Consider the following 24,130-nt stretch of genomic DNA (forward strand, 5'->3'; position numbering starts at 1 on the left):
AATGGAATTCGAGTTCGGAGCCGCGGCCGACGCGCTGCGCGGCCGGCTCCGCACCCTGGTCGAACAGCACGTGCCCGCGGACTTCCTCGGCGCCTGCACCGACGATCCCCGGGACCTGGAGACGGCGCAGGCGTTCTGCCGGGTGCTGGCCGGCGACGGCCTGCTGACGCTGGCCTGGCCGGCGGAGTACGGCGGGCGCGGCGGCTCGGTGTGGGAGCAGACCGTCATGCGCGAGGAGATGTGGGCGCACCACGAACCGCGCGGCGCCCAGTACATGGGCGTCAACTGGGTCGGTCCGGCGATCATGAAGCACGGCACTGCGGAGCAGCGCGCGCGGCTGCTGCCGCGCATCGCCGCCGGCGAGGTCATCTGGTGCCAGGGCTTCAGCGAGCCGGACGCCGGTTCCGACCTGCCCGCCCTGCGGACCGCGGCGACCAGGGCGCCCGGCGGCGGCTGGCGGATCAGCGGCCAGAAGTGCTGGACGTCCTACGCCGAGATGGCCCAGTGGTGCTTCCTGCTGGCCCGCACCGGCGGCCGCGGGACGCGCGGCATCACGGTCTTCCTCCTGCCCGTCGACTCGCCGGGGATCACGGTCCGCCCGATCCGCAGCATGCTCGGCCCGCACCACCTCAACGAGGTCTTCCTCGACGACGTCGCCGTCGACGACTCGGCCGTTCTCGGGGAGGTGAACGGGGGCTGGACGGTGGTCCGGGACGTCCTCGCCTACGAGCGCGTCGGGATCGCCCGCTACGCGCGCTGCGAGCGGCTGCTGCAAATGGCCCCCGAGGTCCTCGCGGACGTGTGGGACGACGTCCCGGAGAACCTGGTCACCCGCTGGGCGACCGCCCTGCTGGAGACGCGCGGGGTGCGGCTGCTCGCGTACAAGGTGCTCCAGGCCCAGATGAAGGGCGACACCGAGCCCGCCGTCGTCGCGGCCTACCGGTCCGCCGCGACGCTGCTCGACCAGGACGTCGCCGAAGTCCTCATGGACCTGCTGGGGTCGGCCGCGGTCGGACCCGCCGATCCCGCGCGTCCGGCGGCGCGCTTCGCCGCCGCCGTCGAGGACCACTGGCGCTACGCGCAGGCCGCGACCATCGCCTCCGGGACGCTGGAAATGCAGCGGAACCTGATCGGAAGGACCCTCGCCCGCCATGGCTGACGAGCTTTTCGAGCCCGACTTCGACCCGGAGATCCGCGAGTTGGACGCGGTCGTCCGGCAGGCCCTGGCGGACGCGGGCGGGTTCGATCTGGTGATGCGCTCGGAGTCCGAGCCGGAGGTGCGGACGCGTGAGATCGAGCCGCTGCTGGCCTCGCTGGGGGTGCTGGAACTCGTCCCCGACGCGGGGGAGCAGGAGTTGCAGGCCGCCGCGGCGGCCTGCCGCGCGGCGGGCGCGTTCGCGCTGCCGTACCCGGTGCCCGAGCGCCTGGCGGGCAACATGGTGGCGCCGCACGAAGAGGGCCCCGCGCTCGCGGTCGTCGACGACCGCCGGGACGGTCCCGGCGACCGGGTCCGGGTCAACATGGGCGACCTGCCGCTCGCCTGGCGGCTCGTCGGGACGTCCACCCGCGTCGCCCCGGCCACGGCGGGTCCGGGCGCCGGAGCGCGGCGCGGCGGACGCCTCGGCCCCTTCGTCACCGACCTGGACTTCGGAGAGCCCGCTCCCGGTTCACCGGCCACGCTGGCGCTGGCGCTGCACCTGCAGAGCTTCACGCTGCTGGGCATGCTGGAGAGCGCGCTGGAGCTGACGGTGACGCATGCCCGCGACCGCGTCCAGTTCGGTGCGCCGATCATCGGGTACCAGGCGGTGCAGCACCGGCTGGCCGACGCCGTGACCGCCGTGCAGGTGTTCGAGCGGCAGGCGCTCTACGCGCTCTGGTCGGCCGGGCGGCGCCGCGCGGGCCTGCTGACCGACGTCGTCGGCGCCCGGGTCGCCGGATTGCGGGCCGCGGACGTGGTCCTGCGGACCGGCCACCAGGTGCACGGGGCGACCGGCTTCTGCGACGAGGTGGCGGTCTCCTGGATCTCCCGGCACAGCCAGCCGCTGCGCCGGCTGCCGCTGAACCGGCCGGAGACCGAGCGCTGGTTCGGGGAACTGGTGCTCGGCGACGGCCTCAGCGGGCTGTTCCCGTCCACGGTCTCGAGCCTGCGCAAGGCGGCGTCGCCGGAGAAAGAGGAGGAGCGCGCGTGAGCAGTGCTACGGCGCCGGTGCGTCCGGTACGGACGGCCGCCGGCGAGCCCGACCTGGCGGCGCTGCGGGCCGCCGTCCGCGACTGGTGCGCCGCCAACGTGCCGGACGGCTGGCGGGAGCGGCAGACCGGCGCGAGCCACGACGAGTTCGTCGAGTTCCAGGGAGAGTGGCTCGCCGCGCTGCGCGCCGGCGGGCTCGCCGCGCCGCACTGGCCGGCCGACCGGGGCGGCGGCTTCTCGCTGCCCGAACAGGCGGTGATCTTCGAGGAGCTCGCCCGCGCCGAGGCGCCCCGGCTGGTATTGCACTTCGTGTCGCTGCACCACGCGGCGGCCACCCTGCTCGGCGCGGGCACCGCCGAGCAGCGCGAGCGCCACCTCCCGGCGATCCTGGACGGCGAGGTCTGGTGCCAGGGCTTCAGCGAGCCGGAGGCCGGGTCGGACCTGGCCTCGCTGCGGACGCGGGCCGAGCGGCGCGGTGACGTCTACGTCGTCAACGGCCAGAAGGTGTGGGCCAGCCTGGCGATGTACGCGGACTGGTGCCTGCTCCTCGCGCGCACCGACGCGGACGCCCCGAAGCGGCGCGGCATCTCCTACTTCCTGATGGACATGCGGAGCCCGGGCCTCACCGTGCGGCCGATCCGGCAGGCGGGAGGCGAGGAGCACTTCTGCGAGATCTTCCTGACCGACGTCGAGATCCCGGCGGCCAACCTCATCGGGGCGGAGAACGACGGCTGGCGGGTGGCCCAGCGGACGCTGAACGCCGAGCGCGGGGCGACCATGGTGGAGCTCGCCGAGCGCCTGGCGGTCGGGTTCGGCTGGCTCGTCGATCTCGCCCGCCGGTCCACCGGCCTGGACGGCTCCCCGATGGCGGACGACCCCGTCGTGCGCGACGACCTCGCCCGGCTCGCCACGGAGGTGCGCGCGCTGCGGCTGCTGGCCGCCAGGGCGGTGGCCGAAGCGGAGTCGGGCGCGTCCGCGTCCGGCGCGCTGGCGTCCGTCATCAAGCTCTACTACAGCGAGTTGCTGCAGCGCGTGACCGGCTACGGCGTCGAGATCGCCGGGCCGGCCGGGCAGCGTGCGGCCCGCCGCCCGATGAGCGCGGGCTGGGAGTCGGGCGCGTGGCTGCTCGACTTCATCGGATCGTGGGAGTGGACGATCCCGGGCGGCACCAGTGAGATCCAGCGCTCGATCATCGGGGAGCGGGCCCTCGGCCTGCCGCGCGAGCCGGTCCTCGCATGAACGGCGCCGATGAGCAGGAGATCGAGGCCCTCCGCGAGGTCGCCGCGCGGTTCCTCGCGGATGCGGCGTCCTCGGAACGGGTGCGCGCGGTCGTCGATGCCGGGGGCGGGCCCGACCGGCGGCTGGCCCGCGAGGCCGCCGAACTGGGCTGGTTCGGCCTGGAGATCCCCGAGGAGGACGGCGGCGGCGGGGCGGGCTTCGCCGAGCTGGTGCCGCTGCTGGAGGAGACCGGCGCCCGCGCGGCCTCGCTCCCCCTCGTCTCCTCGGCGGTCCTGTGCGCGGGCGCGCTGCTGCTCGCCGCCCCGCCCGGCCGGCGGGACCGCCGGCTCGCCGGGCTCGGCGCCGGTGCGCTGTACGGGACCGCGGTGCTCGCCGGCGCGTTCGGCGACGGCGACGAGATCGCGGCTCGCGAGGCGGGCGGCGTCCTGCTCGACGGGACGTGCGAATACGTCCTGGACGCGCGCGCCGGCGACCTCCTCGTGGTCGTCGCCCGGACCGCGGCCCGGGAGCAGATCGTCGCCGTGGTGGCCCGGACGGACGCGGGGGTGAGCGTGGAGCCGTTGGACATGGTGGACGGCACCCGCTGCGCCGACGCCGTCCGGCTCGCCGGGGTCCGGGTGGACGAGGGGAACGTCCTGGCGCGGGGCGCGGCGGCCGAACGGCTCGTCGCGGCCCTCGTGAACCGGGCCGCGACCGCCATCGCCGCGGACTCCCTGGGAATCGCGCGTCGCGTGCTGGACATGACGGTCGACTACGCCGGTCGGCGCGTCCAGTTCGGCCGCCCGATCGGCTCCTTCCAGGCCGTCAAGCACCAGGCGGCGGACATGCTGGTCGATCTCCGCACCGCCCGCGAGCTGGTGCGCGACGCCGCCGGCCGGGTGGCCGCCGACCCGGCCGCCGCCGCGACGTCGGAGGCCGTCTCGATGGCCAAGTCGCACGCCTGCGAGGTGGCCGCCCGAAGCGCCGGAACCGCGGTGCAACTGCACGGCGGAATCGGCTACACCTGGGAGCACGACCTGCACCTGCTCCTCAAGCGCGCCAAACTCAACGAGCACCTGTGCGGGGGCGCCAGATGGCACCGCGCCCGCGTCTCCGCGAGCCTCTTCACCACGGAGCCCTGACGCTTTCCCTGCTAGAATTACAAGTATGGCATCTCGACTCGGCGGGGGACGTCTCGGGCAGACGCGCATGGCGGAAGAGGTCGCGGCCGCCCTGCGGCAGCGGATCCTCGCCGACGACCTCGTCAACGGCGCAGAGCTCCCGAAGCAGGACGAGCTGGTCGCCGAGTTCGGCGTCAGCTACCCCTCGGTTCGCGAGGGCCTGCGCATCCTCGAGACCGAGGGCCTGATCACCATCCGCCGCGGCAACGTCGGCGGTGCGATCGTCCACGCCCCCGATGAGGGCACCGCCGGATACACGCTGGGGCTGGCCCTCCAGGCCCTCCGGGTGAACGTCCCGGATCTGGCGCACGCGCTCGCCGAACTCGAACCGCTCGCGGCCAAGGCGTGCGCCGCGCGTCCGGACCGGAACGAGGTCGTCGTCCCCCCGCTCGAAGAGCTGGTCGCCATCAGCGAGGACCGCATGACCGACGACGTCGAGTTCACGCGGGTCTCCCGGGCCTTCCACGACGCCATCGTGTCCTTCCATGAGAACGCCACCCTGCGGCTGGTGATCAGCAGCCTGACCTCCCTGTGGTCGGTGCAGGAGGAGCAGTGGGCCGAGCGGGCCGCCCCGAGCGGCAGCTACCCGGCGACCGATGAGCGCAAGGACGTGATCGTCACGCACCGGCGGATCATCGAGCTGATCGCCGCCGGCGACGGCGACGCGGTCGCCCGGCTCGCCGGCTCGCACCTCGCCGCGACCCAGCATCGCGTGTGCCTGAACCTGAAGGACCACGTCATCGACGCCGCGTCCCAGCAGGCCCGCCTGCGCATCCGCCGCGCCTCCCGGTCGAAGTTCACCGTCGGCCAAGAATGACTGCGCCGACGTCCTCCCTCGGGAGATGCCGGACCATCGCACCACGCCCCCGCCGCCCCTGACCGGTGAGCGGCCCGCCGTGAAACTCCTCAAGCCTCGCGGTTCGGCCCGGCTGGCGATGGACCCGACGCGGACACCGGCCGATCTGGCGGACCTGCTGGCCGACGAGCACGCGCGCCTCGACGAGCTGAACTCGCCCGGCGGCTGCGGCCCGCCCCCAGCCAACGCGCCCGGCTCATCGCCGGAATCATCGCGCCCTCCTACTGAAGGCGAACGAATCCCCCGGAGATAAGGCGCGCGGGCCCTTCTTCGTTGATCAGGTCTTGAAAGACCGGGCACTCGGTCGCGTGCCATTCCCGGATGAGGATCGCCCCTTGCTCGATCACCACCTCCGCGTACCAGGGGGACGCGGACCGGAGCCTGCGGATTGAATCGTCCACCACCGAGTGCTTCACCTGCGGAACCACGCCGCCGACCAGGCGGCTCGGGCGCCGGTGGCCGATCGCCCGGCCCTGGGGGACACCCCGGGACCGGGCGTACGCTTCGGGGGCGTCAGGTGCTGATGAAGGCGGGGCAGTGGATGCGCCGCGTCGGGCCCCACTGGCGGGCCGTGTTTCCGGTAGTGAGCGTGGCGGACGCCTTGTAGGTGTAGGTGGTGTCGGCGGGGCAGTGGTACTTCACCGTCGCCACGCAGTTGCCGGCCTTGCGCTTGCAGGTGGCGTACGGCTTGAGGCTCTGGTAGCCGTACCAGCGGCCCCGCCACAGCTTCGCGATCGCGTCGGGCGGGAATTTGGCGCACTTGCCCGCCCACACCTTCACCATGATCGTGCGCCCCTTCCGGTACGGCTTGCCGACCACGTACTTGCACGGCTTCGCCGGAAACGCCGCAGCCGCCACCCCGGCCGCCGACGCAGACGCCCCGGCCGCGGACGGGGCCGCCTGCGCCGGAGCGGCCAGCCCGAGAGCACCCGCGATCATGAACATTCCCGCTAGTGCCGCCGCCAGCACCCTGAGTCGTACTGAGCCCATCGAGCCCTCCAGTCACTTGAGATGGGCCAATCCCAGCACGTCGGAGCCCATTCGAGGCCCTCTCCGGCCGTTCGGGACAGTCCCGAACGGCCAGGGCCCGCAACCGGACCAGATCGCGTACCGCGCAAACGAGCCGGAACACAGCACCCGGCTCGTTTGCGTGGTGGGCGCGGGCTGTCAGCCGAACCCGAGGGCGAGGATGGGAAGGCCGGTGAGCCGGGTGGATCCGCCGGCGGGTTCGATGGTGAGGGCCAGGCGATCGGGGCGCCGATACCCAGCCGCCGGAGACCCCGCACGCCCCGAGACCTGCGGCACCCGACACCGGTGGGCCACAAGCGAGCGAGCGAGGGTCGCCGACACTCCGGTGAGTACCGACGCCGCTACGATCAGGCTCCAGCCCGTCTACTACCGAGGCTTTGCAGTTCACGCAATCTCGCCCGGACGGGTCGCCGCCTGCCTCCTGGACTGCGAGCCACGGGTCTTCGCCCTCGCCGTCTACGTGCCCAGCCGGGACCGAAGCCGGAGCAAGACCACCCGCAAGCAGCAGTTCATCACCTCCTTCCAGACGGCCCTGGGTCCTTGCCGGGCCAGCCCTCGCCGACCGGGTCACCGACCGCCGCTACCTCCACGAGACCCGCGACAGCAAGCTCACCGACCATGCGGCGCTTCACCCTGACCGTGGACGTCGTCCCCAACTTGTTGCCCACGGCCGACCCGGCCACCAGTGGCGCGCTGTTCTGAGCTGGTTCAAGCGCTGTGGTGCTGTGCAAGCCGGACGAGCGAGTCGTAGGTGTCGGTCACCCGCTCCAGCTTGACCCCCAGGTTGTTCGCCCATGTGTCCAGTCGTGCCTGGACGGCCAGGCCCGACTCGTCGGCGGTGGTCACCGTCTCGATCTCCAGGAACGGTCCCACGCCCTCGACCTGGTCCAGGCACAACGACCACCGCCCCGCCCGGCCGGTCCGGCGTTCCTTGACGATCCGGACTGTTGGGCGGAAACCCATCTGCAGTAGCGCGTCGTGCATCCGCTCGGCGTCGGCCACGATCGTTTCGGCCTCCAGGCAGGCCATCTCGTTGTCCTGCGGGGTCTTCACGGTGAACAGGTGCTTGCCCTGCACGGTCCGGAGACGTCCGAACGGGACACCGGTCTTGGGCTTGCCGTAGTCCCACCACGTCGGTGCGTACGCCTGATCCTCTTGGAGGACTGGCGCGGACAGCGAGACTCCCTGATCGGTCAAGGCGTGAAGCAGTGCATCCTGGTCGATCACGCGGTACTTGACCTCGATCTCCTGAGCTTTCACGGTCCCCCGTTCATGACGAGTGCCTGCGAAGGAGCCTAATGGCACCGGTGTTCTCGCGGGGAGCTTTGGGCAGCCCGGACGGAGAACATGGGGACTTGTGCGACACCGATCCGGCGCAGTTTTGAAAGAAGAATGCAGACTTGACCTTGCCGCCGAGTCGGGCGTCAATTGCTGTCCGGCCGTCCGTGACATGCGGACCGACCGTCGGCGGCGAACGGCGAACAAAGGAGGAAATCAAGATGGAAAACGCGAAATTGGTCGGCTCGACGGCCGACGAATGGCTGTGGGCGTCGGCAAGAATGCGCTGGCGTCGGGTGTACGGGGCCGTGCGGACCAGGTGCGGGCGGCGAGGGCATTCGCCGAGGCTCTGTTCGCGGCCATGCCCTGCGCGGACGTCGTCGCGCCGGGCCGTCGGTGAACTGGCCGCGAACGCGGTCCGGCACACGCGCTCCGGTGAGGGAGGCGAGGGCTGGTTCGGGCTCGTCCGCCGGGCCGTGGGGTCCAACGGTGGTAGGCGACGGTGGCGTTCCCCCAGTCACGGGCGAACGCCACCGTCTTCTGGTGCCTATGGGCATCCCCGACCGGTGGCGACCGGCCGGGAACCGTGGCCACCAACCCGCCATGCGTCGCTGTGGCGGCCGTTGCCGCGCCCCTCGGCAACAGGACGGCCCCAAGGCGTGTTGGTAGGCGGTCGGGCTGTGGCCGTTCGGCGGAGTGGCAGTTGTCGTGAGCATGCATCGCGAGAAGTCCAGTGCATCGATGATCTGCCAGTTCCTAGAGTGCGTGGGTGAACCTTTCGTATCTCGGCACGCCGATCGGGCCGATGATCCGCGTCCATGGCGGGTTCGCCAACCGGGTGTACCGGCTCGACACCGACCAGGGGTCGTTCGCGGTGAAGGAGTTGAACCTTGTCGACCGCCGCTGGACCTATCGCGTCGAGGACGTGTTCAGGTTTGAGCGGGCGGCCTTCGCCGCCGGCATTCCGATGCCGGAGCCGATCTCGGCCGGTCACTACACGCTCGTTCACCGATGGGTCGAGGGCGAGAAGGTGCCTGAAGCGCCGGTGTCGGCGGCGTACGCGTTCGAGATCGGGGAGATTCTCGCGCGCATCCACGCGCTCGACGTCGCGTGGACCCATGTGCCGATCGAGGACCCGACGCCACGGGACTGGCCCGAGCTCGCCGCGCGGGCGGCGGCGACCGGACAGCCGTGGGCCGACGAGCTCGCCTCTCACGTCGAGACGTTCCTCGCGATTGCCCACTTCGTCGACACCTGCGAACGGCCAGGCCCCATCGTGCTGACTCACCGGGACGTCCAACCGTGGAACCTGCTCGCTCGAGAGGGGCGGCCGGTGGTGCTCGACTGGGAGCTCTCGGGGATGCTCGACCTGTCCGGTGAGCTCGGCTCGACTGCGCTGAGCCTCGCGAAGGGCCCAGGCTTCGACGACATCGAGCCCGCCATCTTCCGCTCGGTTCTCGACGGCTATGTCGCGGGGGGTGGAGTGCTGCCGCCGTCAGGTCCAAGCTGGTTCGTGTTCATGATCGGCGGCTGGCTGGGGCACACGAGGTGGAACACCCTCCGGTGCCTGGCCGGTGTCGAGGTGGGCGCCGGCCCTGACCTCGCGCTGTCGCACGAGTCCGTGCGCAATGGGGTGCGCGGCCTCCCCGACCTGTTCGGCCGACTTCCGGAGCTCGAGGCGCTGCTCGTGTGACAGTGACCTGCGTCGGTGCTTGGTACGCGGCGTAAGGCGCCAAGGCGAGGTCCTGCTCGACGTCAACGATGTGACCGTCCCGCCGTCGTCGATGGTCACGATGTCCACGGGTTTGCTCCAGGGGTGAAAGCCGTCATCGCAATGGCGCCCGGCGCCCGGCGCGAAGCGGTCATCGCACCTTGAAGGGCGAGCCTGCAAGATGAGCCCCCGCGCCTCGTCCGCCGTCCGCCACCGGTCGTGCGGTGTGACGTACGCCATACGAGTCTGAGTAGTCACTACTCAGGCGGGTGCACGGGGTGCGCGGAGACCATTCGGAGCAAGAGCAGAGCGGCGCGGGCCCCGTGCCGCACGCTAGGAGGGAAGGAAAGATGAACAAGCTCCGGATCGATGATCTTGTCTCGGAGGACACCGGCGTCGTCGAGCTCGTCGACGACGACCTCGACCTCATCGTCGGCGCGATGGCCCCCGGCTCGGGCTTCATGTGCTCCGCGACCAGCGGAGACGGGCCCGGCAAGCCCGCGGAGGAGTGCTTCCGGGTCTAGCGTCCGACACGAACCGGCGTGGCGCGCACCGGCGGGGGATCGACCGGGCGCCCCACGACCTCTGCGATGCGGCCCTGGAGCGCTGACATGCTTTTGATCATCAGTAGTCCCGACGACGCCGGCACCATCGACTTCGTACGCCCCAAGGTGGAGGCGCGCGGAATCCCGGTGCTCTGGTGGGACGAGGACCAGTACCCGGCGCACAGCCGGCTGACCGTCGAGATAGACGGCGGCGGCTGCCGGCAGATCCTGAAACACCGCGGCCGGACGTACGACCTGGCGGAGGTCACCGCCGTCTGGGACCGTCGCCCCAGCCCGATCCAGGTGGGTGACCTGGTGACCGACGAGGACTACCGGGCGCATGCCGATCTGGTCGCCGGCCGCTTCCGCGACGGCTTCTGGGAGCTGCTGACGGCGCGCTGGATGCCGGCCAAGCCCACTCAGGCGCTGCGGTCCGACAACAAGCTGGTCCACCTCGCCAAGGCCGCCGAACTCGGCTTCACCGTGCCGCGGACCCTCTTCACGAACGATCCGGACGAGCTGATCCCCGCCTGGAACCGCGCCGGCGGGCAGCTCATCAGCAAGGCGCTGACGTACAAGAACTTCTGGGTCTACGGCGAGCAGCACCTCATCTACACCACCCAGGTGCAGCGGCGCCACCTCGCCGGCCGGCACCGGATCCAGCACGCGCCGGTGATCCTCCAGCCCAACATCGCCAAGGCCGCCGAGCTGCGGGTGACGGTGGTGGGCGACCAGGTCTTCGCCGCCGAGATCGATTCGCAGTCCTCCCGGCTGACCGCGCAGGACTGGCGGCGCTACGACGACAACACGGTCGCCTACCGCGCCGTCGAGCTTCCCGGCGAGGTGGCCCGGCGCTGCCTGGACTTCATCTCCGCACTCGGGCTGAACTTCGGGGCCATCGACCTCATCCGCCGCGAGGACGGAGAGTACGTCTTCCTCGAAGTGAACGTGAACGGGCAGTGGGGCTGGATCGAGACGCTCACCGGACTGCCGATCAGCGACGCGATCAGCGATTGGCTGACCGCCGACGAACCCGTGACCCGGGACACGACCAAGGAGACAGTGCCGTGACCACCCCATCGGTAACGACAGCAGTCGCCGAAGCCACCGGCGAATCCGCCGCGGACGCCGAATTCGGCGCCGATCTGGTCAGCGCGGTGGCGTTGCTGCGCCGGCTGCCCCGGCACCGGGACCGGGTCGGGGAGGCCCGGCGGATGGTCGCCGACTGGTCCGCCGCCCACCCGCGGCGCCGGCCCGAACTCGTCGTCGACGCCCCGCCGGGAGACCTGCGGGCCGGCTACGACCTGGTGCTCGCCGACCCGGAGGGCGGGAACGTCGCCCTCACCGGGCAGACCGAGGACGGGGTTCCGTGGTCGATCGAGTACTCCACCCACTTCGCGGCCAACCGGCTGCTCAGCGTGAACGAGCGATCCCTTTCGGTACCGTCCGCGCTGTTCACGATCCGCGCCCTCAACCGGCGGGACCCCACCCTGCACCGGCAACTCGTCGACTACTGCCTCCTGTGGGACCAGGTGTTCGACGAGGACGTGGCGGCGACCGCCGACGAGCTGGCGGCGGCCGCCGAGACGTTCCGCCGCGGCCGCGGCCTGCACAGCCGGGCGGCCACCCTCGCATGGCTGGCCGACGTCGGTCTCTCCGAACAGGCGTTCACCGCCCACATCGAGCTCGTCGCCCGCATCGAGCGGTTCCGGCGGGCCTTCAAGGCCGAGCACGCCGCCGACCACCTGCGCGCCCGTCCGGCCGACTTCGACCGGGTCGACGCGGTCTGGGTGCGGTCGGCCGACTCGACGGCACTGGACGACGTCGCTGCGGCGCGCACCCCGTCCGACCTGCTCACCCGTCTCGGTCAGCGCACCGGGGCCGCCGGAGAGATCGAGCTCACCATGGGCCGGCGCTGGGCGCTGGACCTGCCCGCACCGCTGCGCTCCCTCGCGGCGGGGGAGCTGGCCGGGCCGGTGCCGGACGCGGGGCAGGTCGTCCTCGGCGGTGTGCGGGGACGGGAAGCCGCCACCGAGGCGGATCCGGCGGTGCTCGCCCGCGCCGGCGACGCCGCGCTGGCCGAGTGGCTCGCCGAGCAGCGGGCCAAGGCGGCGATCCGGTGGCACTGGCTGTGATCCGCCGGTTGCGGCCGCGCCGCCGCGTACCGCTGCGGACGCAACTCTCCGCGGCGGACTGCGCCGCCGCCTGCCTGGCCATGGTGCTGAGCGCCCACGGCCGGCGCACGTCCGTCATCGAGGCACGGCGGCATCTCCCGTCGGATCGGGACGGCGCGTCCGCCCGCGAGCTGATCGGTGCCGGGAGGCACTTCGGGCTGGAGCTGCGCGCGTTCGCCGCGCCGGCGGCCGGTCTCACCCGGCTGCCGGGCCCGCTCATCGCCCACTGGGGGCAGAACCATTTCGTCGTCGTCGAGGACATCCGCGGCACGAAGGTGAGCATCGCCGACCCGGCCCAGGGCCGGCGCCGGCTGGGCCACGACGAGTTCACGGCCGGCTACAGCGGCGTCGTCCTCTGCGGGAAACCCGCCGGGAAGATGCCCCGCGGCTCCGACTCGACCTGGCGGACCGCCGCCCGGCTGCTCAGCGGGGTGCTCGGCAACTGGCCGCTGATCGCCGCCCTGGTCGCCGCGTCCCTCGTGGTGCAGCTGTTCCCGCTGCTGGTGGCGGGAGTCACCCGGGTGGTGGTCGACGGGACGACCGGCGGGAGCCTCAAGGAGATGCTGCTCCCGCTCACCGCGGCGGCGGGCGTCGGGTGGCTGGTCTTCACGGTCGTGAGCTGGCTGCGATCGGTGCTGCTGATCCAGCTGCAGACCGGTGTGGCGGCCCGCCTGATGCGCCGCCTCGTCGGGCACACCTTCACCCTGCCCTTCCGCTTCTTCGACCAGCGCGGCTCCGGCGACCTGCTCACCCGCCTGTCCACCGCCTCGACGCTGCGCGATCTGGTGACGGAGCGGTCCCTCGCGTTCGGCATCGACTGCCTCACCGGACTGGGATACCTGGCGCTCCTCGCGTTCGCCTCCCCGCCGATCGCGATCGCGGCCGCCGCCGTCGCGGCCCTGCAGGCGCTCATCGCGCTGTTGGCCGGGCGAGCGAGCGTCCAGCGCCTGCGCGAATCGCTGAACGCCCAGGCGCTGACGCAGAACACCCTGGTGGAGAGCCTCGGCGGGGTGGAAACGGTGATCGCCTGCGGGGCGGAGGAAGCCACCGTCACCCGCTGGCGGTCCTGCCATGACCGCGAGCTCGCGGCCGCCCGGCGCCGCGACCTGTTCCTCTCCGGAGTCCAGGCGCTCACCACCGCCGCGCAGACCGGCCTGGTCGTCGGGCTGCTGCTCGTCGTCGCCTACCAGCTGCCCAGCCCGGCGCAGCTCGGCGAGCTGCTCGCCCTCGCCGCGCTGGCCGGTGCCGCGCTGGCCCCGCTGGGATCGCTGCTCACCACCGTCCAGCAGCTCCATGCCGCGGTCGCCCACCTGGAACGCCTCGGCGACATCATGGACACACCGTCGGCGCCGACCGGCCGGGTGCGGCTGCCCGGCGGCCTGCGGGGCCGCATCGAGGTGCGCGACGCGACCTTCGGCTACCACCCCGCCCGCCCGGTCCTGCGCGACATCACCCTGCGGATCGAACCGGGGCAGCGCGTCGCGATCGTCGGGCCGTCCGGCTCCGGCAAGACCACCCTCGGCCGTCTGCTGCTCGGCCTGCTCGAACCCACCGATGGGCAGATCAGCTACGACGGGGTGCCGCTGGAGCAGCTCGACCGCCGGCGGCTGCGCCGGCAGATGGGGATCGTCACCCAGCAGCCGTTCCTCTTCGAGGGCACGATCGCCGACAACATCACCGCCGGGAAGGACCGCTGCACCGCCGAGCAGATCCAGGCGGCGGTACGGGTCGCCGCGCTCACCGAGGACGTCATGGCCATGCCGATGGGGCTGTACACCACCGTCGGCGAGGCCGGCTCACAGGTCTCAGGTGGCCAGCGGCAGCGGATCGCGCTGGCCCGTGCCGTGGTGCACCAGCCCAGCGTCCTCCTGCTCGACGAGCCGACATCGAGCCTGGACGCCCGTACCGAGGCGATGATCCAGACGGGACTCACGGCGCTCGGCTGCACGCAGGTGGTGATCGCGCATCGGCTCTCCACGATCCGGGACGCCGACCTCATCGTCGTCATCGACCGGGGGACGATCGTGGAACAGGGCACCCACGACGCTCTCGTCTCCCGGGGCGGCCGCTACGCCCGGCTCGTCCGCGAACAGCGGGATCAGCCGGGACGGCGGGATCAGCCGGGACGGTCGGATCAGCGGCGGGACACGGTGATCAGCGGACCATGAGGCCGTCCTCGGCGAGTGCCGCCGCCAGCTCCGTGCGGCGGCGGATGCCGAGCTTGTCGTACGCCCGCTGGAGATGGTTCTCGACCGTACGGGGGGACACCGACAACGTCCGCGCGATCGTCGCGTTGTCCATCCCGCTCGCCGCCAGCTCGCTGACCTGCTGTTCCCGGCGGGTCAGCAGCGGCGCGGACTTCGGCGCGGGCAGCCACTCCGGCCAGGTGCCCCGATGCTCGCCGAGCAGCCGCTGGGTGCGGCGGGCCAACGCGTTCACTTCCCGGCCGCCGCTGAACGTCGCACCGGTGGCGGCGGCCTCCAGCGCGAAGCCGCGATATCCGCGCTGCTCGAAGGCCGCGCTGACGCGGTTCATCTCGTGAAGATCCCGGTGGGCCAACGCCGTGGCGTGATCGGCGAGGAGGGTGAACATGTCCCCATCGGTGCTCTCCGCGATCCGCCGAAGCCGGGCGGCCGTCGCCGGGGAGGGGTTGAGTCGCATGTCGACATGGAGGAACTCGGTGGCCATCAATACGTTGCCCACGGCCAGGGCCTCCGCCCCCCGGCGACGCAGGACCGCGCCGGCGCCGCTGCGGTCCCCGGATATCACCAGCGCCCACACCTCACCGAAGGCGCCGTAGTCGGCCACCGACGGGGCGGCGCCGGCCGCACCGAGCCGGTCCAGGAACTCGCGGGCCTCATCGACGTGGCCGAGCTCCGCGGCGACGCCGGCACTGAGCGCCAGGACGGTCTCCCGGAACCGGAACCGCGGATGGCCGCCGGTCAGCGCCCGGGCCTCCCGCAACCACGTCGCGGCCTGCTCGGGCAGCCCCTGGTAGTAGGCGCAGATCCCGCCGGCCAGAGCGACGAGGCCCACTCCGGCGGGCGAACCCTGCTCGACCGCGTCGTGGTAGTAACGCCGCACCGTCTCGGCCGCCTGCGCCACCGCACCGGTCATGACCAGCGCGTGGACGTGGCAGGCCTGGGTCATCGCCCGCATCAGCGGCCACGCGCCGGGGAATTCGGTCGGGGCCGCGGACAGTTCCGCGATCGCCAGCGCCGGGCGTCCGGTGAAGAGCAGCAGCTGAGGCCGCAATGGTGCGATCGCCCCGGCCAGGACCGGATCGTCCGGGGGACGGTCGGGCAGGAGGGCCACCATCTCGTTCGCCGCGTCGGCCCGGCCGTCGAAGACCGCGACGAGCGCTTCGGCGGCCAGCAGGTCACCGGAGCCGTCCGCCGATGGCGCGGCCTTGGCTTCGGCGATGACCTCGAAGGCCCGTCGCGGCTCACGGAAACCCCAGAAGAGGTTGACCGCCCGGAGGGCCGCCACGTTCGCCAGCGAAGCCGGATCGGTCAGCTCCCGGGCCGCCTCGGCCAGCCACCTCTCCGCCTCCACGTACTCGCCGCGGGCGACCAGCACCCGGCCGAGCCGCCAGGCCCCGGCCGGTGTGGAGACCTGGCGGGACAGCTGTTCCGCCACGGCCACATCCCGGTCGCGCAGGGCCTCGTCGGCCGCCGCCAGCACCTCGTCGTCGGGTACGTCCAACCGGGCGGCCAGCCGCCACTGCACCGTGCGGATCCGGTCGTCCGGCCCGCATGCAGTCATCGCGGTGGCGAGGTCGGTGCGGATCCGCCGGATCCGCAACGCTCCGGTGCGGGCGATGACCGTGTGCGCGTGCAGCGGGTGGGCCACCCGGAGCAGCGGGACACGAGCGGACTGGTCGAGCCGGATGAGCCGGTGATCCTCCAGCCGTTCGAGCACCGGCACCGCGACGAGCCGCTCGATCACTTCCAGCGGGGCCGAGGCGGCGACGGCCACGTAGCGCAGCGCGTCCAGCTCCTCGGGCGAGAGCGCTTCGAGCACCGCTGCCGCGGCGTCGCTGAGAGGGGCGCCGCCGATCGCGCCACCCCGCCAGGCGACGACGCCTTCCCGCGTCACCAGGGCGTCGTCGTCCACGGCACCGCAGAGCACCTCGCGCAGGAAGAGCGGGTTGCCGCCGGTGATCCGCCACAGCCCGTCCAGGGTGAGCCCGTCCGCCGGAGCCCCGAGGACCGCCTCGACCAGGTCCTTCGTCCGCGGCCGGTCGAGCGGGGCGAGGTCGATCCGGGACCAGCGGCCCCAGCGCCGCAGTGCCTCGACCGGTGGCGTCGCGGCCGCCTCCGTGCGGGTGGCCATCAGCACTCGCGCGCCGGTGTGGACGACCAGCTTCTGGACGACCGCCGCCGACCCCTCGTCCAGCCAGCTCGCGTCATCGATGGCGATGACGATCGCGCGTCCCGCCGCGGCCTTGAGCAGCGCGGCGGAAACGGCGCCGAAAAGCTCTGTCGAGCCGTCCGGCTCCGGAAGGAGCTGGCGGACCGCTTCGAAGGGGAGGTCACGATCCGCTGGTGTGCAGGTGACCCGCGCGGTGTGGCATGAGCTGACGGCGCAACGGTGCAGAACGGCCTCGACGAGGCGGCTCTTGCCCACCCCGGTGTCGCCGGCGAGCAGCACCCCGTGCTGGCCGTCGGCGAGGAGCGGCCGGAGGATCGCCTCAACGTCCGGGCCCCGCCCGGTCAACGGCCACCGCCGCCGGACGTGGTGGGTGCGGATCGTCGTCGTCAGGTCGGGCATCAGGGCATCGGCCGTCCGTCGTGTCGGCGAAGCCCCCAAGGCTCGCCACCCACCATTTCTCACATATCCGTCTATCCCCGGTACCGAGACCAGGCGTATGGAGCGTATCCGAAGCCCGTGACCTGCGGCTCCGGAGGTTCAGGCGGCATCAGGCCGCTCCGCTGGATACGAAGCCCCGGTGCAGGCGGCGAGCCGCCCCGTGGGGCGTCACGCAGATTGTCCAGGGGGTTCCGATGCGGTCCGGCCAGCTCCGCGGCCGGCTCGCCGTGCTGGGGGTTGAAGATCTCCACCGTGCCGTGCGTGAACACGCCAGGTCCTCGCCGCGCATGTGCGCCGCGCTGACGGCCGGGCGGGCGGCCGTGTGGCGGGCTTTGGCGGCGCCGCGCGCCGTGCCGAAGTGCCACTTGCCGTGCAGGAAGTGCCCGTCCACGCCGCTGATCCGCGGTTCGCCCCTCGCCGTCACGGTCGACAGGGCAGGTCGAGAAATGTTCATCACCGAGGCCGATCACACCGCGGTCGCACTGGAGAAGCGCGGGCCGAACGGGGGCACGCGGTGACGGAAATCCCGCCCTCAAGTGGGGTGGCGCCTCGTCGTCGACCGGTTCGAGGCTCGAGATCGTCCGGGGCCGCCCGCGTTGTCCTTCCACGGGCGGCCCCGAAGGGATCCGGCCGGTCCCCCGACATGGCGGATCACTCCTCAGTGAAGATGATCCGTCGAGTGACGGCTATGAGGTATTCGAGCATGGCTTATCTCTTTCAGAGCTTGCCAGGGTCGCATCGCGGACGGCGAGGGGCGAGTCGAGGTGGTGACGTCGAGGATCTCGCGGATGTCGGCGTTGATGCGGTCGGTCTCCGACAGCGTCGGGTCCAGGGTGTGCTGCCCGACCACCTTGCGCAGCGTGGTCTGGGCGATCTGGTCGATCGCGGCGCGGACGTTCTCGATCGCCACCACCGACTTCACCGCGTCGGCCACCCGGTAGTAGGCCACTGCCGACACGTCCACGCTGACGTTGTCGCGGGTGATGATGCCCTGCGACTGGATCGGCATCGTGACGATCCGCAGCGTCACGCGCCGCATCACGTCCACCACCGGAATGATCAGCCGCAGGCCGGGCTCGCGGACGCCGCGGACCCGGCCGAGGCGGAACAGCACCCCCTGCTCGTACTGCTTGACGATGCGCGGACCGATCACCGCGCGGACCGGGTGGAGGCCGGTGGGTCGGTGGCGGTGGGTCAGCCGGTTGCCTGTTCCGCGGCGGTCAGCCAGCCGAGTCGTTGGGACATGCTGCGGGCGCAGGCGACGACGGCCTGGACGTGAGGGGAGTCGTCGGTGGCGCGCCACAGGATCGACCAGGGGTAGTAGGAGACGGGGTCGGTGAGCGGGCGCCAGATCGTTCCCGGGAGGGCGGAGATGCAGGAAGAGGGGACGCAGTACAGGCAGCGGCCGTGGGCGACGAGGGCGGATGCCGCGTGGACGCTGTCGACGGTTCCCTCGTACACCGTGGGCGTGAAGCCGGCGGCGCGGCACATCTCGACGGTGAACTGGTTGAACTCCGGGGCCTTCATCTCCTCGGCCAGCAGCAGCGGTTCACGGGCGAGGGCCTCGACCGGCACCGTGTCCAGGTCGGCGAACCGGTGCCCGCGGGGGACCAGGACGCCGAGGCGGTCCTGGCGGAACAGGTGTGAGGCGATCCCGCTGGGTGCCTGTGCGGCGCGGCCGATGCCCACGTCCAGGCGCCCGTCGATGAGTTGCTGGTACTGCTCGGGGACGCCGGCCTCGAGCTGGTGGATCACCAGGTCGGGGTAGAGCGCCTGGGCCTCGTGCAGGATCTGCGGCATCGAGTCGTAGCTGGCGTCGATGATGCCGACCCGCAACGCGGGCAAGGTGTCCTGGGCGGTCCTGGCGGCCTGGGCGGCGCGTGTCACGTGGGCGAGGATCTGCCGGGCCTCGACCAGGAACGCCGCTCCCGCCGGGGTCAGGGCGACGTAGTGGGTGGTGCGGTCCAGCAGGCGCACGCCCAGTTCTCGCTCCAGCCGCTGGATCTGCTGGCTCAGCGCCGACTGGACGATGTGCTCGCGGGCCGCCGCGCGGCCGAAGTTGAGTTCCTCGGAGACGGAGACGAAGTAGCGGAGCTGGCGCAGTTCCACATCTCCCGCCTTCCGGGCCGGAACAGCTGGACCCCTCCAAGGAGCGTACAGCGCGGTGCGCGCTGGATTTCCGCGTCGCCGGCCGACGGTTATCACCGCTACTGATGATCCCTGCCCGCATTGCCCGGTTCGGTCCGACCCGAGAGCGGGCTCGACTGGGAGTAGGCGCCTTCCATGCGCCCGAGCCCGCCGGCGGCGTCCGAGCCGGTCGTCCCTCGCGGTCGGCGGTCCCCTGCACCCGGGACCGGAGTACTGACCGGGGGCAATGCGACACCTGGAAGGGGAGGTTCGATGAATCACGAGATGAGGGTCCGCGCCATGGCCTCGGGCGTGCCGTACAGCCCCAACGGCTCGGCGCCCCGCTGCGAGCACCTGGACGGCGTGACGCCCGTCGCGCCACGCTCACAGGGTTGCGCGGCGTGTGAGGCGCGGGGCGACCGGTGGACGGCGCTACGGCTGTGCCTGACCTGCGGCTGGGTGGCCTGCTCCGACGACTCGCCGCGCCGGCACGCGCGGGCGCACTACCAGGAGACCGACCATCCGCTCGCCGCCGCAATGGAGCCGGGATCGACCTGGAGATGGTGCTACGTCCACGAACGTCTCGTCTAAACTCTCGATACGCAGAGTTACCATCCCTGTCGGAGGGCACATAGACGGGCATGGGGGAACCGAACGGGCCCGCCGAAGCGGAGGATCGCAGCGAAGGCTTCGGTGAGCGGCTGCTGGGACAGCTGCTGGACCGGGCGCACGAGATGCCGCCCCAGCTCATCGCCCCGCTGGTGGCCGAGGAAGTCCGCGCGATCGGCGGCCGGGACGTCTCGATCCTGCTGCACGACTACGCCCAGCTGACGCTGGTGCCGCTTCCCGGCCGCGGCCTCACCGACGGTGAACCGCTGCCGCTGGAGGGCTCACCCGCCGGGCGCGCTTTCCTGTCGGAGACCGCCGTCGAACAGTCACAGCCCGACGGTGTGCGGATGTTCCTGCCGCTCCTGGACGGCAGCGACGAGATCGGCGTGATGGCGTTGACCCTGGACAAGGTCGACGACGACGACCGCCGGCTGCTGCGACGGCTGGCCGGCCTGGTCGCCGACATGCTGGTCACCAAGAACAACTACACCGACCAGTTCGTCCTGACGCGTCGACGCCAGGCGATGAGCGTGTCCGCGGAGATCCAGTGGTCGCTGCTGCCCCCGCTCACCATGACCACGCCGCAGGTCGCCGTCGCCGGAATCCTGGAGCCGGCCTACGACGTCGCCGGCGACAGCCTCGACTACGCCCTCAACGACGACGTCCTGCACCTGGCCATGATCGACGCGATGGGCCACGGCCTGAACGCGGCGGTCCTGGCCACCGTCGCCGTGGGCGCCTACCGGCACGCCAGACGCGCCCAGCCCGGCCTCGCCGAGTTGTACGCGTTCATGGACACCGCCATCGACGACCAGTTCGGCCCCGACCACTTCGTCACCGCGCAGATGATGCGCCTCAACATCGGCACCGGCCACCTGCAATGGGTCAATGCCGGCCACCCCGCCCCCATGCTGATCCGCGACCACAAGGTCATCTGCGCCCTCGAAGGCCACGGCACACTCCCCGTCGGCTTCGGCGGCTCCACACCCCGGATCAACCACCAACAACTCCGCCCCGGCGACCGGGTCCTGACCTACACCGACGGGCTCATCGAAGAGCACACCGCCGGCGGCGAACAGTTCGGCGAACAACGCCTCATCGCCACCATCGAACGCGTCGGCCCCGCCAGCGCGAGCGTCCAGCAGATGGTGCGGGACCTCTCCCACACCCTCATGCGCGAAAGAGGCGGAATCACCAGCGACGACGCCACCCTCTTCCTCATCGAATGGCGCGGCGGCACCGCCGACCACCTCACCAGGCCGTTCCTGTGACCGAAAGACCCCGGGCCGGCCGGGTCGACCGGGCCAACGGGAGGTGAGGCGGTGAGGATGGCGCAGATGACGACATCGGTACTGGCGTGCAGCACGGTCGCCAGGAGCGGACCCCGCTGGTTCTGCAGGATCCGGTAGCGCCACCGGCGCGGTTGGTGGACGCCGGGTTCCAGGCGTTCCACCGCGCGCGGAAGGCCGCGCTTTCCTCTGGTCCGGGGTGGACGCCTCCTTGTCGCCCTCCCCGTGCCGCAACGGCACCCGCGGCGCCACCCGCCACCCGGATCCCAGGAGACGCGTGGCGCTTCTTGCGCGGCGCGCTCGGTCCGACCGGTCGCGTCGACCGGTCATCTCCGGAAGAGAAGAGACCTTCGGAAATCCGCTGTTTCCCCTGCGGCCGGGGGGCGGTTGAATGGTGCTGAAACGAGCATGCGAGTCCGGTGACCATAAGGCACAACCGGACCGAATTCATTGATGTGATTTCACCGAAGGGCGGCGTGTGATGCCGACAGGCGGTATCGCCCTCCTCGTGGTCGGCGCGATTCTCGTTTTCGCCGTCACCGGATCCGTGAGCGGGATCGATCTGCACGCGGTGGGCACCATCCTCATGGTCGCCGGCGTGGCCCTGCTGCTGCTTCCGCTGGTCGTGCGCGGAAGGCCGCGTCCGAAGCGATGGTCGGCCCGCAGCCGCCAAGACGCCATCGAGGAAGCGGATACCAGGCAAGGACGTCAGGGCGTGCCCGATGACCATGAAAAATGAATACCTTCGGCTGGTGATGGGACTCATCGGCGGCATGGTCATCGCCGGGGCGATCGTCTGCGTGCTCATCGCGGCGGTCGCCGTCGTCGTTTCCTGACAGGATCACCGGTCGGCGGGGCCCTGGTGCCACCAGGCGAAAGAGTGGATGTACCGGACACGCCTGCGAGAGGGCCGGCGTCCATACGTCAGGGCGATGACGCGACTGCCCGAGCGGGCAGGACGATGAGCGCGCGGTCGAGCCCGGTGGCGCGGATCAGCGCGGCGACCTGCGCGCCGGGGGCGGCCAGGCGCAGGGTGATGCCGAGGCCGGCGGCGCGGCGGCGGATGCCGATCAGCACGGCCAGCCCGGCCGCGTCGGCGGACGTCACCGCGCTCAGGTCGAGTATCAGCAGGCGGCCGCTGTGCCGCAACGCGCCGACCAGGTGCTCGTGCAGCGCCGCGGCGGCGGCGCGGTCCAAGGCGCCCGACAACGCGACGATGGTGTGACCGGGACGCCGGTGAGCGGGCATCCGCACCTCGTGTGGGCCTCGCACGAGATCCGCGGCGGCAGGCGGGGTGGTGGTGAAGGTGGTCAGGGTGATCTCCGTTCGAAGAGTGGGCCGTGAGTTCCGTACCCGGGCGACCCGATGACGGGCCGGCCGGGCCATGGGGCGGATCAGCGTGTCGCCAGGTCCCCTCGAAGGCGTCCGCCCTCGGATTCCCAGGCGTCCTCCGAGTCGTTCTGGGTGCCGGCCCGGTCCGGTGGGCCGGGTGCTTCGGTGAGGGCGGCCAGCAGGGCGGGGGTGTGCAGATGGTTGGCGGGGTGGGACGCGAGTTCCATCACCGCCTCGGCTTCGCCGCGGGTCGTGGAGACCGGAACGGTGAGCAGGTCAACGCGCCGCCCGTCGGCGTGAATCGCGGTGAGGAGCCCGGCGGGGAGTGAGTCGAACCAGCTCAGCCGCACCACCCGGGTGTCGGCCGGGCCGTCGATAAGTAGCCGGCGCGGACGTTCGTCCCAGTCGTCCACCCGGAGCAGGACGTGGGCGATGGGACGGTGGTTGTCGCTGGGGCCGTGGTCCTGCAGCGCCAGGACCAGCCCCGGCAGCTCCGCGACCGGGTCGGCCGAACGGGGCCACCAGGCGCCGTCCAGCGCGGTCCGCACCGAGCCGGGAGAGGCCGCGCGGCGCAACCGCAGCCGTGGAGTCGAGGGCGGTGACGGACTGATCGTTGTGCGGCGTTCGGCGGTGGTCCACATGACCGGCACCTTCTTTTGAATTTCGATCGATGCGGTGAACCGGTTCCCCATCGGAGGCGCTTGCGGGTCAGCGGCCGCAGTTGGGCGAGGCGGGCGGTGCCCAGAATCAGGGGACCGCGATTCCGGCGGCGATCGCGGCCAGGTGGCACGACCGCCAGCGGCAGGACACCGCTCATGCCGGCGAAGGAGATCCGCGCGTCGGCTACTGGTGCGAGGCTCGTACGAATTCGTCATGACTCCCCCTCTAGGGGGCGAGCCGGTGTGACGGAACAACCTCAAAACGAGGATGCCATCGTTGCCGGATAATTTGACCCTACTCGACAATTCATGAATAATTGCAATTTTCTAAAGAGATTTTTCGGGAGGTGGGCGGGAAAAGGGGATCAGGATTCATTTGAGCTCCGGGCGGCGGTCATCGGCGCAAGTGATGGCGTGTGCACACCTTGACTGTTTCCCACATCAGGCCGTCCCACTTGAATGAGAAGCAGCCGGTCACCGCTGGGGGCTGCGCCCGGCCGGTTCCAGGGCCGTCCGCTCCTCCCCGAGCCGGCGGCCCTGGACCGAGGACGACCCGTGGCGAGTGAGACCTTTAGCAGGGTTGCTACAGGAAATGAGTCCCTTGACCATCCAAGACCGGGTCCCCGCACCGCATACCGTCCAGCAGGCGCGCGCCTTCCTGACCCCCCGCCACGCCACCGGCGTGGACGAGTTTCTCTGGCAGTCCAGGGAACGGCCGATGGCAGACCGCGACGCCATCGGCGCGGTCATCGACGCCGGCGACCGGGCCCAGCGCGGAAACGGCGACGGGCCCGAGCCGGTCGAGGTCGCCGCGGCACTGCTGGTGCTGAGCGCGGTCCGCCTGAATCTGGACCAGACCGAGGCGCGCCTGCTCAACACCGCCCAAGCCGCGGGCCTGAGCTTCGAACAGATCGCCGTCGTTCTCGACCTCGGCGTCGAGGAGACCGAGGAGCGCTACCGGCAACTCAAACCCCGCCTGGACGAACCGGCTGCCGCACCCGTCCCGGCACCGCCGCGCCGCGCCGGCGCTTCCGGCGGATCCCCCCACCGTCCGGGTACACCGCCCACGGATCAGCCGACCTGGGACGAATTGGACGACGAAGACTGGGGAAACTGATTCCA

22 protein-coding genes are annotated in these 24,130 nt (G+C 71.6%); 15 read left to right on the plus strand and 7 right to left on the minus strand.

Annotated features, from left to right (window positions below; translation table 11 throughout):
• Position 1 precedes the first annotated feature (1 nt).
• Genes ACA511_RS18925 through ACA511_RS18945 form a run of 5 tightly spaced genes read left to right on the plus strand, consistent with a single transcriptional unit; the run spans position 2 to position 5,404 of the window.
• Positions 2 to 1,159 (plus strand): acyl-CoA dehydrogenase family protein, encoded by a 1,158-nt coding sequence (locus ACA511_RS18925; protein WP_375025706.1) that lies wholly within the window; start codon positions 2 to 4, stop codon positions 1,157 to 1,159.
• Positions 1,152 to 2,189, plus strand: coding sequence for an acyl-CoA dehydrogenase family protein (locus ACA511_RS18930; protein WP_375025707.1), 1,038 nt, complete (start codon positions 1,152 to 1,154; stop codon positions 2,187 to 2,189). Before ACA511_RS18925 ends, ACA511_RS18930 begins: the two co-directional genes overlap by 8 nt.
• Positions 2,186 to 3,427: an acyl-CoA dehydrogenase family protein gene (locus ACA511_RS18935; RefSeq protein ID WP_375025708.1), complete on the plus strand. Its 1,242-nt coding sequence runs from the start codon at positions 2,186 to 2,188 to the stop codon at positions 3,425 to 3,427. The genes ACA511_RS18930 and ACA511_RS18935 overlap by 4 nt, the downstream gene beginning before the upstream one ends.
• A complete protein-coding gene (locus tag ACA511_RS18940) occupies positions 3,424 to 4,548 on the plus strand; it encodes an acyl-CoA dehydrogenase family protein (RefSeq protein ID WP_375025709.1) in 1,125 nt (374 codons plus the stop codon). The genes ACA511_RS18935 and ACA511_RS18940 overlap by 4 nt, the downstream gene beginning before the upstream one ends.
• A 25-nt stretch (positions 4,549 to 4,573) precedes the next feature.
• Positions 4,574 to 5,404: a FadR/GntR family transcriptional regulator gene (locus tag ACA511_RS18945; RefSeq protein ID WP_375025710.1), complete on the plus strand. Its 831-nt coding sequence runs from the start codon at positions 4,574 to 4,576 to the stop codon at positions 5,402 to 5,404.
• Between the two features lie 552 nt (positions 5,405 to 5,956).
• On the opposite strand, the gene ACA511_RS18950 is transcribed toward ACA511_RS18945, so the two are convergent.
• Together ACA511_RS18950 and ACA511_RS18955 are read right to left on the minus strand one after the other, a co-directional pair.
• Positions 5,957 to 6,382 carry a hypothetical protein gene (locus ACA511_RS18950; protein ID WP_375025711.1) on the minus strand — a complete coding sequence of 142 codons (426 nt, stop codon included), beginning with the start codon at positions 6,380 to 6,382 and terminating at the stop codon, positions 5,957 to 5,959.
• Positions 6,383 to 7,180: 798 nt separating this feature from the next.
• Positions 7,181 to 7,732 carry a class IV adenylate cyclase gene (locus ACA511_RS18955; protein WP_375025712.1) on the minus strand — a complete coding sequence of 184 codons (552 nt, stop codon included), beginning with the start codon at positions 7,730 to 7,732 and terminating at the stop codon, positions 7,181 to 7,183.
• A gap of 787 nt (positions 7,733 to 8,519) precedes the next feature.
• Here ACA511_RS18955 and ACA511_RS18960 point away from each other — a divergent pair.
• From ACA511_RS18960 to ACA511_RS18980, 5 genes are all read left to right on the plus strand, one after another.
• A complete protein-coding gene (locus tag ACA511_RS18960) occupies positions 8,520 to 9,443 on the plus strand; it encodes a phosphotransferase family protein (protein WP_375025713.1) in 924 nt (307 codons plus the stop codon).
• Positions 9,444 to 9,811: 368 nt separating this feature from the next.
• Entirely contained in the window at positions 9,812 to 9,985 is a 174-nt protein-coding gene (locus ACA511_RS18965; RefSeq protein WP_375025714.1) for a hypothetical protein, read from the plus strand.
• An 87-nt stretch (positions 9,986 to 10,072) separates the two neighbouring features.
• Positions 10,073 to 11,077, plus strand: coding sequence for an MvdC/MvdD family ATP grasp protein (locus ACA511_RS18970; protein WP_375025715.1), 1,005 nt, complete (start codon positions 10,073 to 10,075; stop codon positions 11,075 to 11,077).
• Positions 11,074 to 12,141, plus strand: a complete 1,068-nt coding sequence (locus tag ACA511_RS18975; protein WP_375025716.1) for a TIGR04500 family putative peptide maturation system protein — start codon at positions 11,074 to 11,076, stop codon at positions 12,139 to 12,141. The genes ACA511_RS18970 and ACA511_RS18975 overlap by 4 nt, the downstream gene beginning before the upstream one ends.
• Positions 12,126 to 14,348: a peptidase domain-containing ABC transporter gene (locus ACA511_RS18980; protein ID WP_375025717.1), complete on the plus strand. Its 2,223-nt coding sequence runs from the start codon at positions 12,126 to 12,128 to the stop codon at positions 14,346 to 14,348. The genes ACA511_RS18975 and ACA511_RS18980 overlap by 16 nt, the downstream gene beginning before the upstream one ends.
• On the opposite strand, the gene ACA511_RS18985 is transcribed toward ACA511_RS18980, so the two are convergent.
• Entirely contained in the window at positions 14,335 to 16,953 is a 2,619-nt protein-coding gene (locus ACA511_RS18985; protein ID WP_375025718.1) for a LuxR C-terminal-related transcriptional regulator, read from the minus strand. The two genes, ACA511_RS18980 and ACA511_RS18985, sit on opposite strands and share 14 nt — an antisense overlap.
• 233 nt (positions 16,954 to 17,186) lie before the next feature.
• Here ACA511_RS18985 and ACA511_RS18990 point away from each other — a divergent pair, with 233 nt between their 5' ends.
• Positions 17,187 to 17,510 carry a hypothetical protein gene (locus ACA511_RS18990; RefSeq protein ID WP_375025719.1) on the plus strand — a complete coding sequence of 108 codons (324 nt, stop codon included), beginning with the start codon at positions 17,187 to 17,189 and terminating at the stop codon, positions 17,508 to 17,510.
• A gap of 140 nt (positions 17,511 to 17,650) precedes the next feature.
• On the opposite strand, the gene ACA511_RS18995 is transcribed toward ACA511_RS18990, so the two are convergent.
• Both ACA511_RS18995 and ACA511_RS19000 read right to left on the minus strand, forming a co-directional pair.
• Positions 17,651 to 18,145 (minus strand): SPFH domain-containing protein, encoded by a 495-nt coding sequence (locus ACA511_RS18995; RefSeq protein WP_375025720.1) that lies wholly within the window; start codon positions 18,143 to 18,145, stop codon positions 17,651 to 17,653.
• A 41-nt stretch (positions 18,146 to 18,186) separates the two neighbouring features.
• Positions 18,187 to 19,101, minus strand: a complete 915-nt coding sequence (locus ACA511_RS19000; protein ID WP_375025721.1) for a LysR family transcriptional regulator — start codon at positions 19,099 to 19,101, stop codon at positions 18,187 to 18,189.
• A 291-nt stretch (positions 19,102 to 19,392) separates the two neighbouring features.
• Here ACA511_RS19000 and ACA511_RS19005 point away from each other — a divergent pair, with 291 nt between their 5' ends.
• The 3 genes from ACA511_RS19005 to ACA511_RS19015 all read left to right on the plus strand — a co-directional run bounded on the left by ACA511_RS19005 (position 19,393) and on the right by ACA511_RS19015 (position 21,756).
• The gene (locus ACA511_RS19005; RefSeq protein WP_245666282.1) at positions 19,393 to 19,710 is read left to right on the plus strand and encodes a UBP-type zinc finger domain-containing protein; all 318 of its coding nucleotides are present in this window, start codon (positions 19,393 to 19,395) and stop codon (positions 19,708 to 19,710) included.
• Between the two features lie 50 nt (positions 19,711 to 19,760).
• A complete protein-coding gene (locus ACA511_RS19010) occupies positions 19,761 to 20,999 on the plus strand; it encodes a PP2C family protein-serine/threonine phosphatase (protein WP_375025722.1) in 1,239 nt (412 codons plus the stop codon).
• Between the two features lie 499 nt (positions 21,000 to 21,498).
• Positions 21,499 to 21,756, plus strand: coding sequence for a DUF6458 family protein (locus ACA511_RS19015; RefSeq protein WP_375026281.1), 258 nt, complete (start codon positions 21,499 to 21,501; stop codon positions 21,754 to 21,756).
• Positions 21,757 to 21,941: 185 nt separating this feature from the next.
• On the opposite strand, the gene ACA511_RS19020 is transcribed toward ACA511_RS19015, so the two are convergent.
• A complete protein-coding gene (locus ACA511_RS19020) occupies positions 21,942 to 22,403 on the minus strand; it encodes an STAS domain-containing protein (protein ID WP_375025723.1) in 462 nt (153 codons plus the stop codon).
• 8 nt (positions 22,404 to 22,411) lie between these two features.
• Positions 22,412 to 22,990, minus strand: a complete 579-nt coding sequence (locus ACA511_RS19025) for a DUF5994 family protein (RefSeq protein WP_375025724.1) — start codon at positions 22,988 to 22,990, stop codon at positions 22,412 to 22,414.
• A 619-nt stretch (positions 22,991 to 23,609) separates the two neighbouring features.
• Between ACA511_RS19025 and ACA511_RS19030 the strand changes: the two genes are divergently transcribed.
• Positions 23,610 to 24,125 carry a hypothetical protein gene (locus ACA511_RS19030; RefSeq protein ID WP_375025725.1) on the plus strand — a complete coding sequence of 172 codons (516 nt, stop codon included), beginning with the start codon at positions 23,610 to 23,612 and terminating at the stop codon, positions 24,123 to 24,125.
• Positions 24,126 to 24,130 lie beyond the last annotated feature (5 nt).

Origin of the sequence: Actinomadura sp. GTD37, assembly GCF_041951365.1 — a bacterium.
Taxonomy (GTDB): Bacteria; Actinomycetota; Actinomycetes; order Streptosporangiales; family Streptosporangiaceae; genus Spirillospora.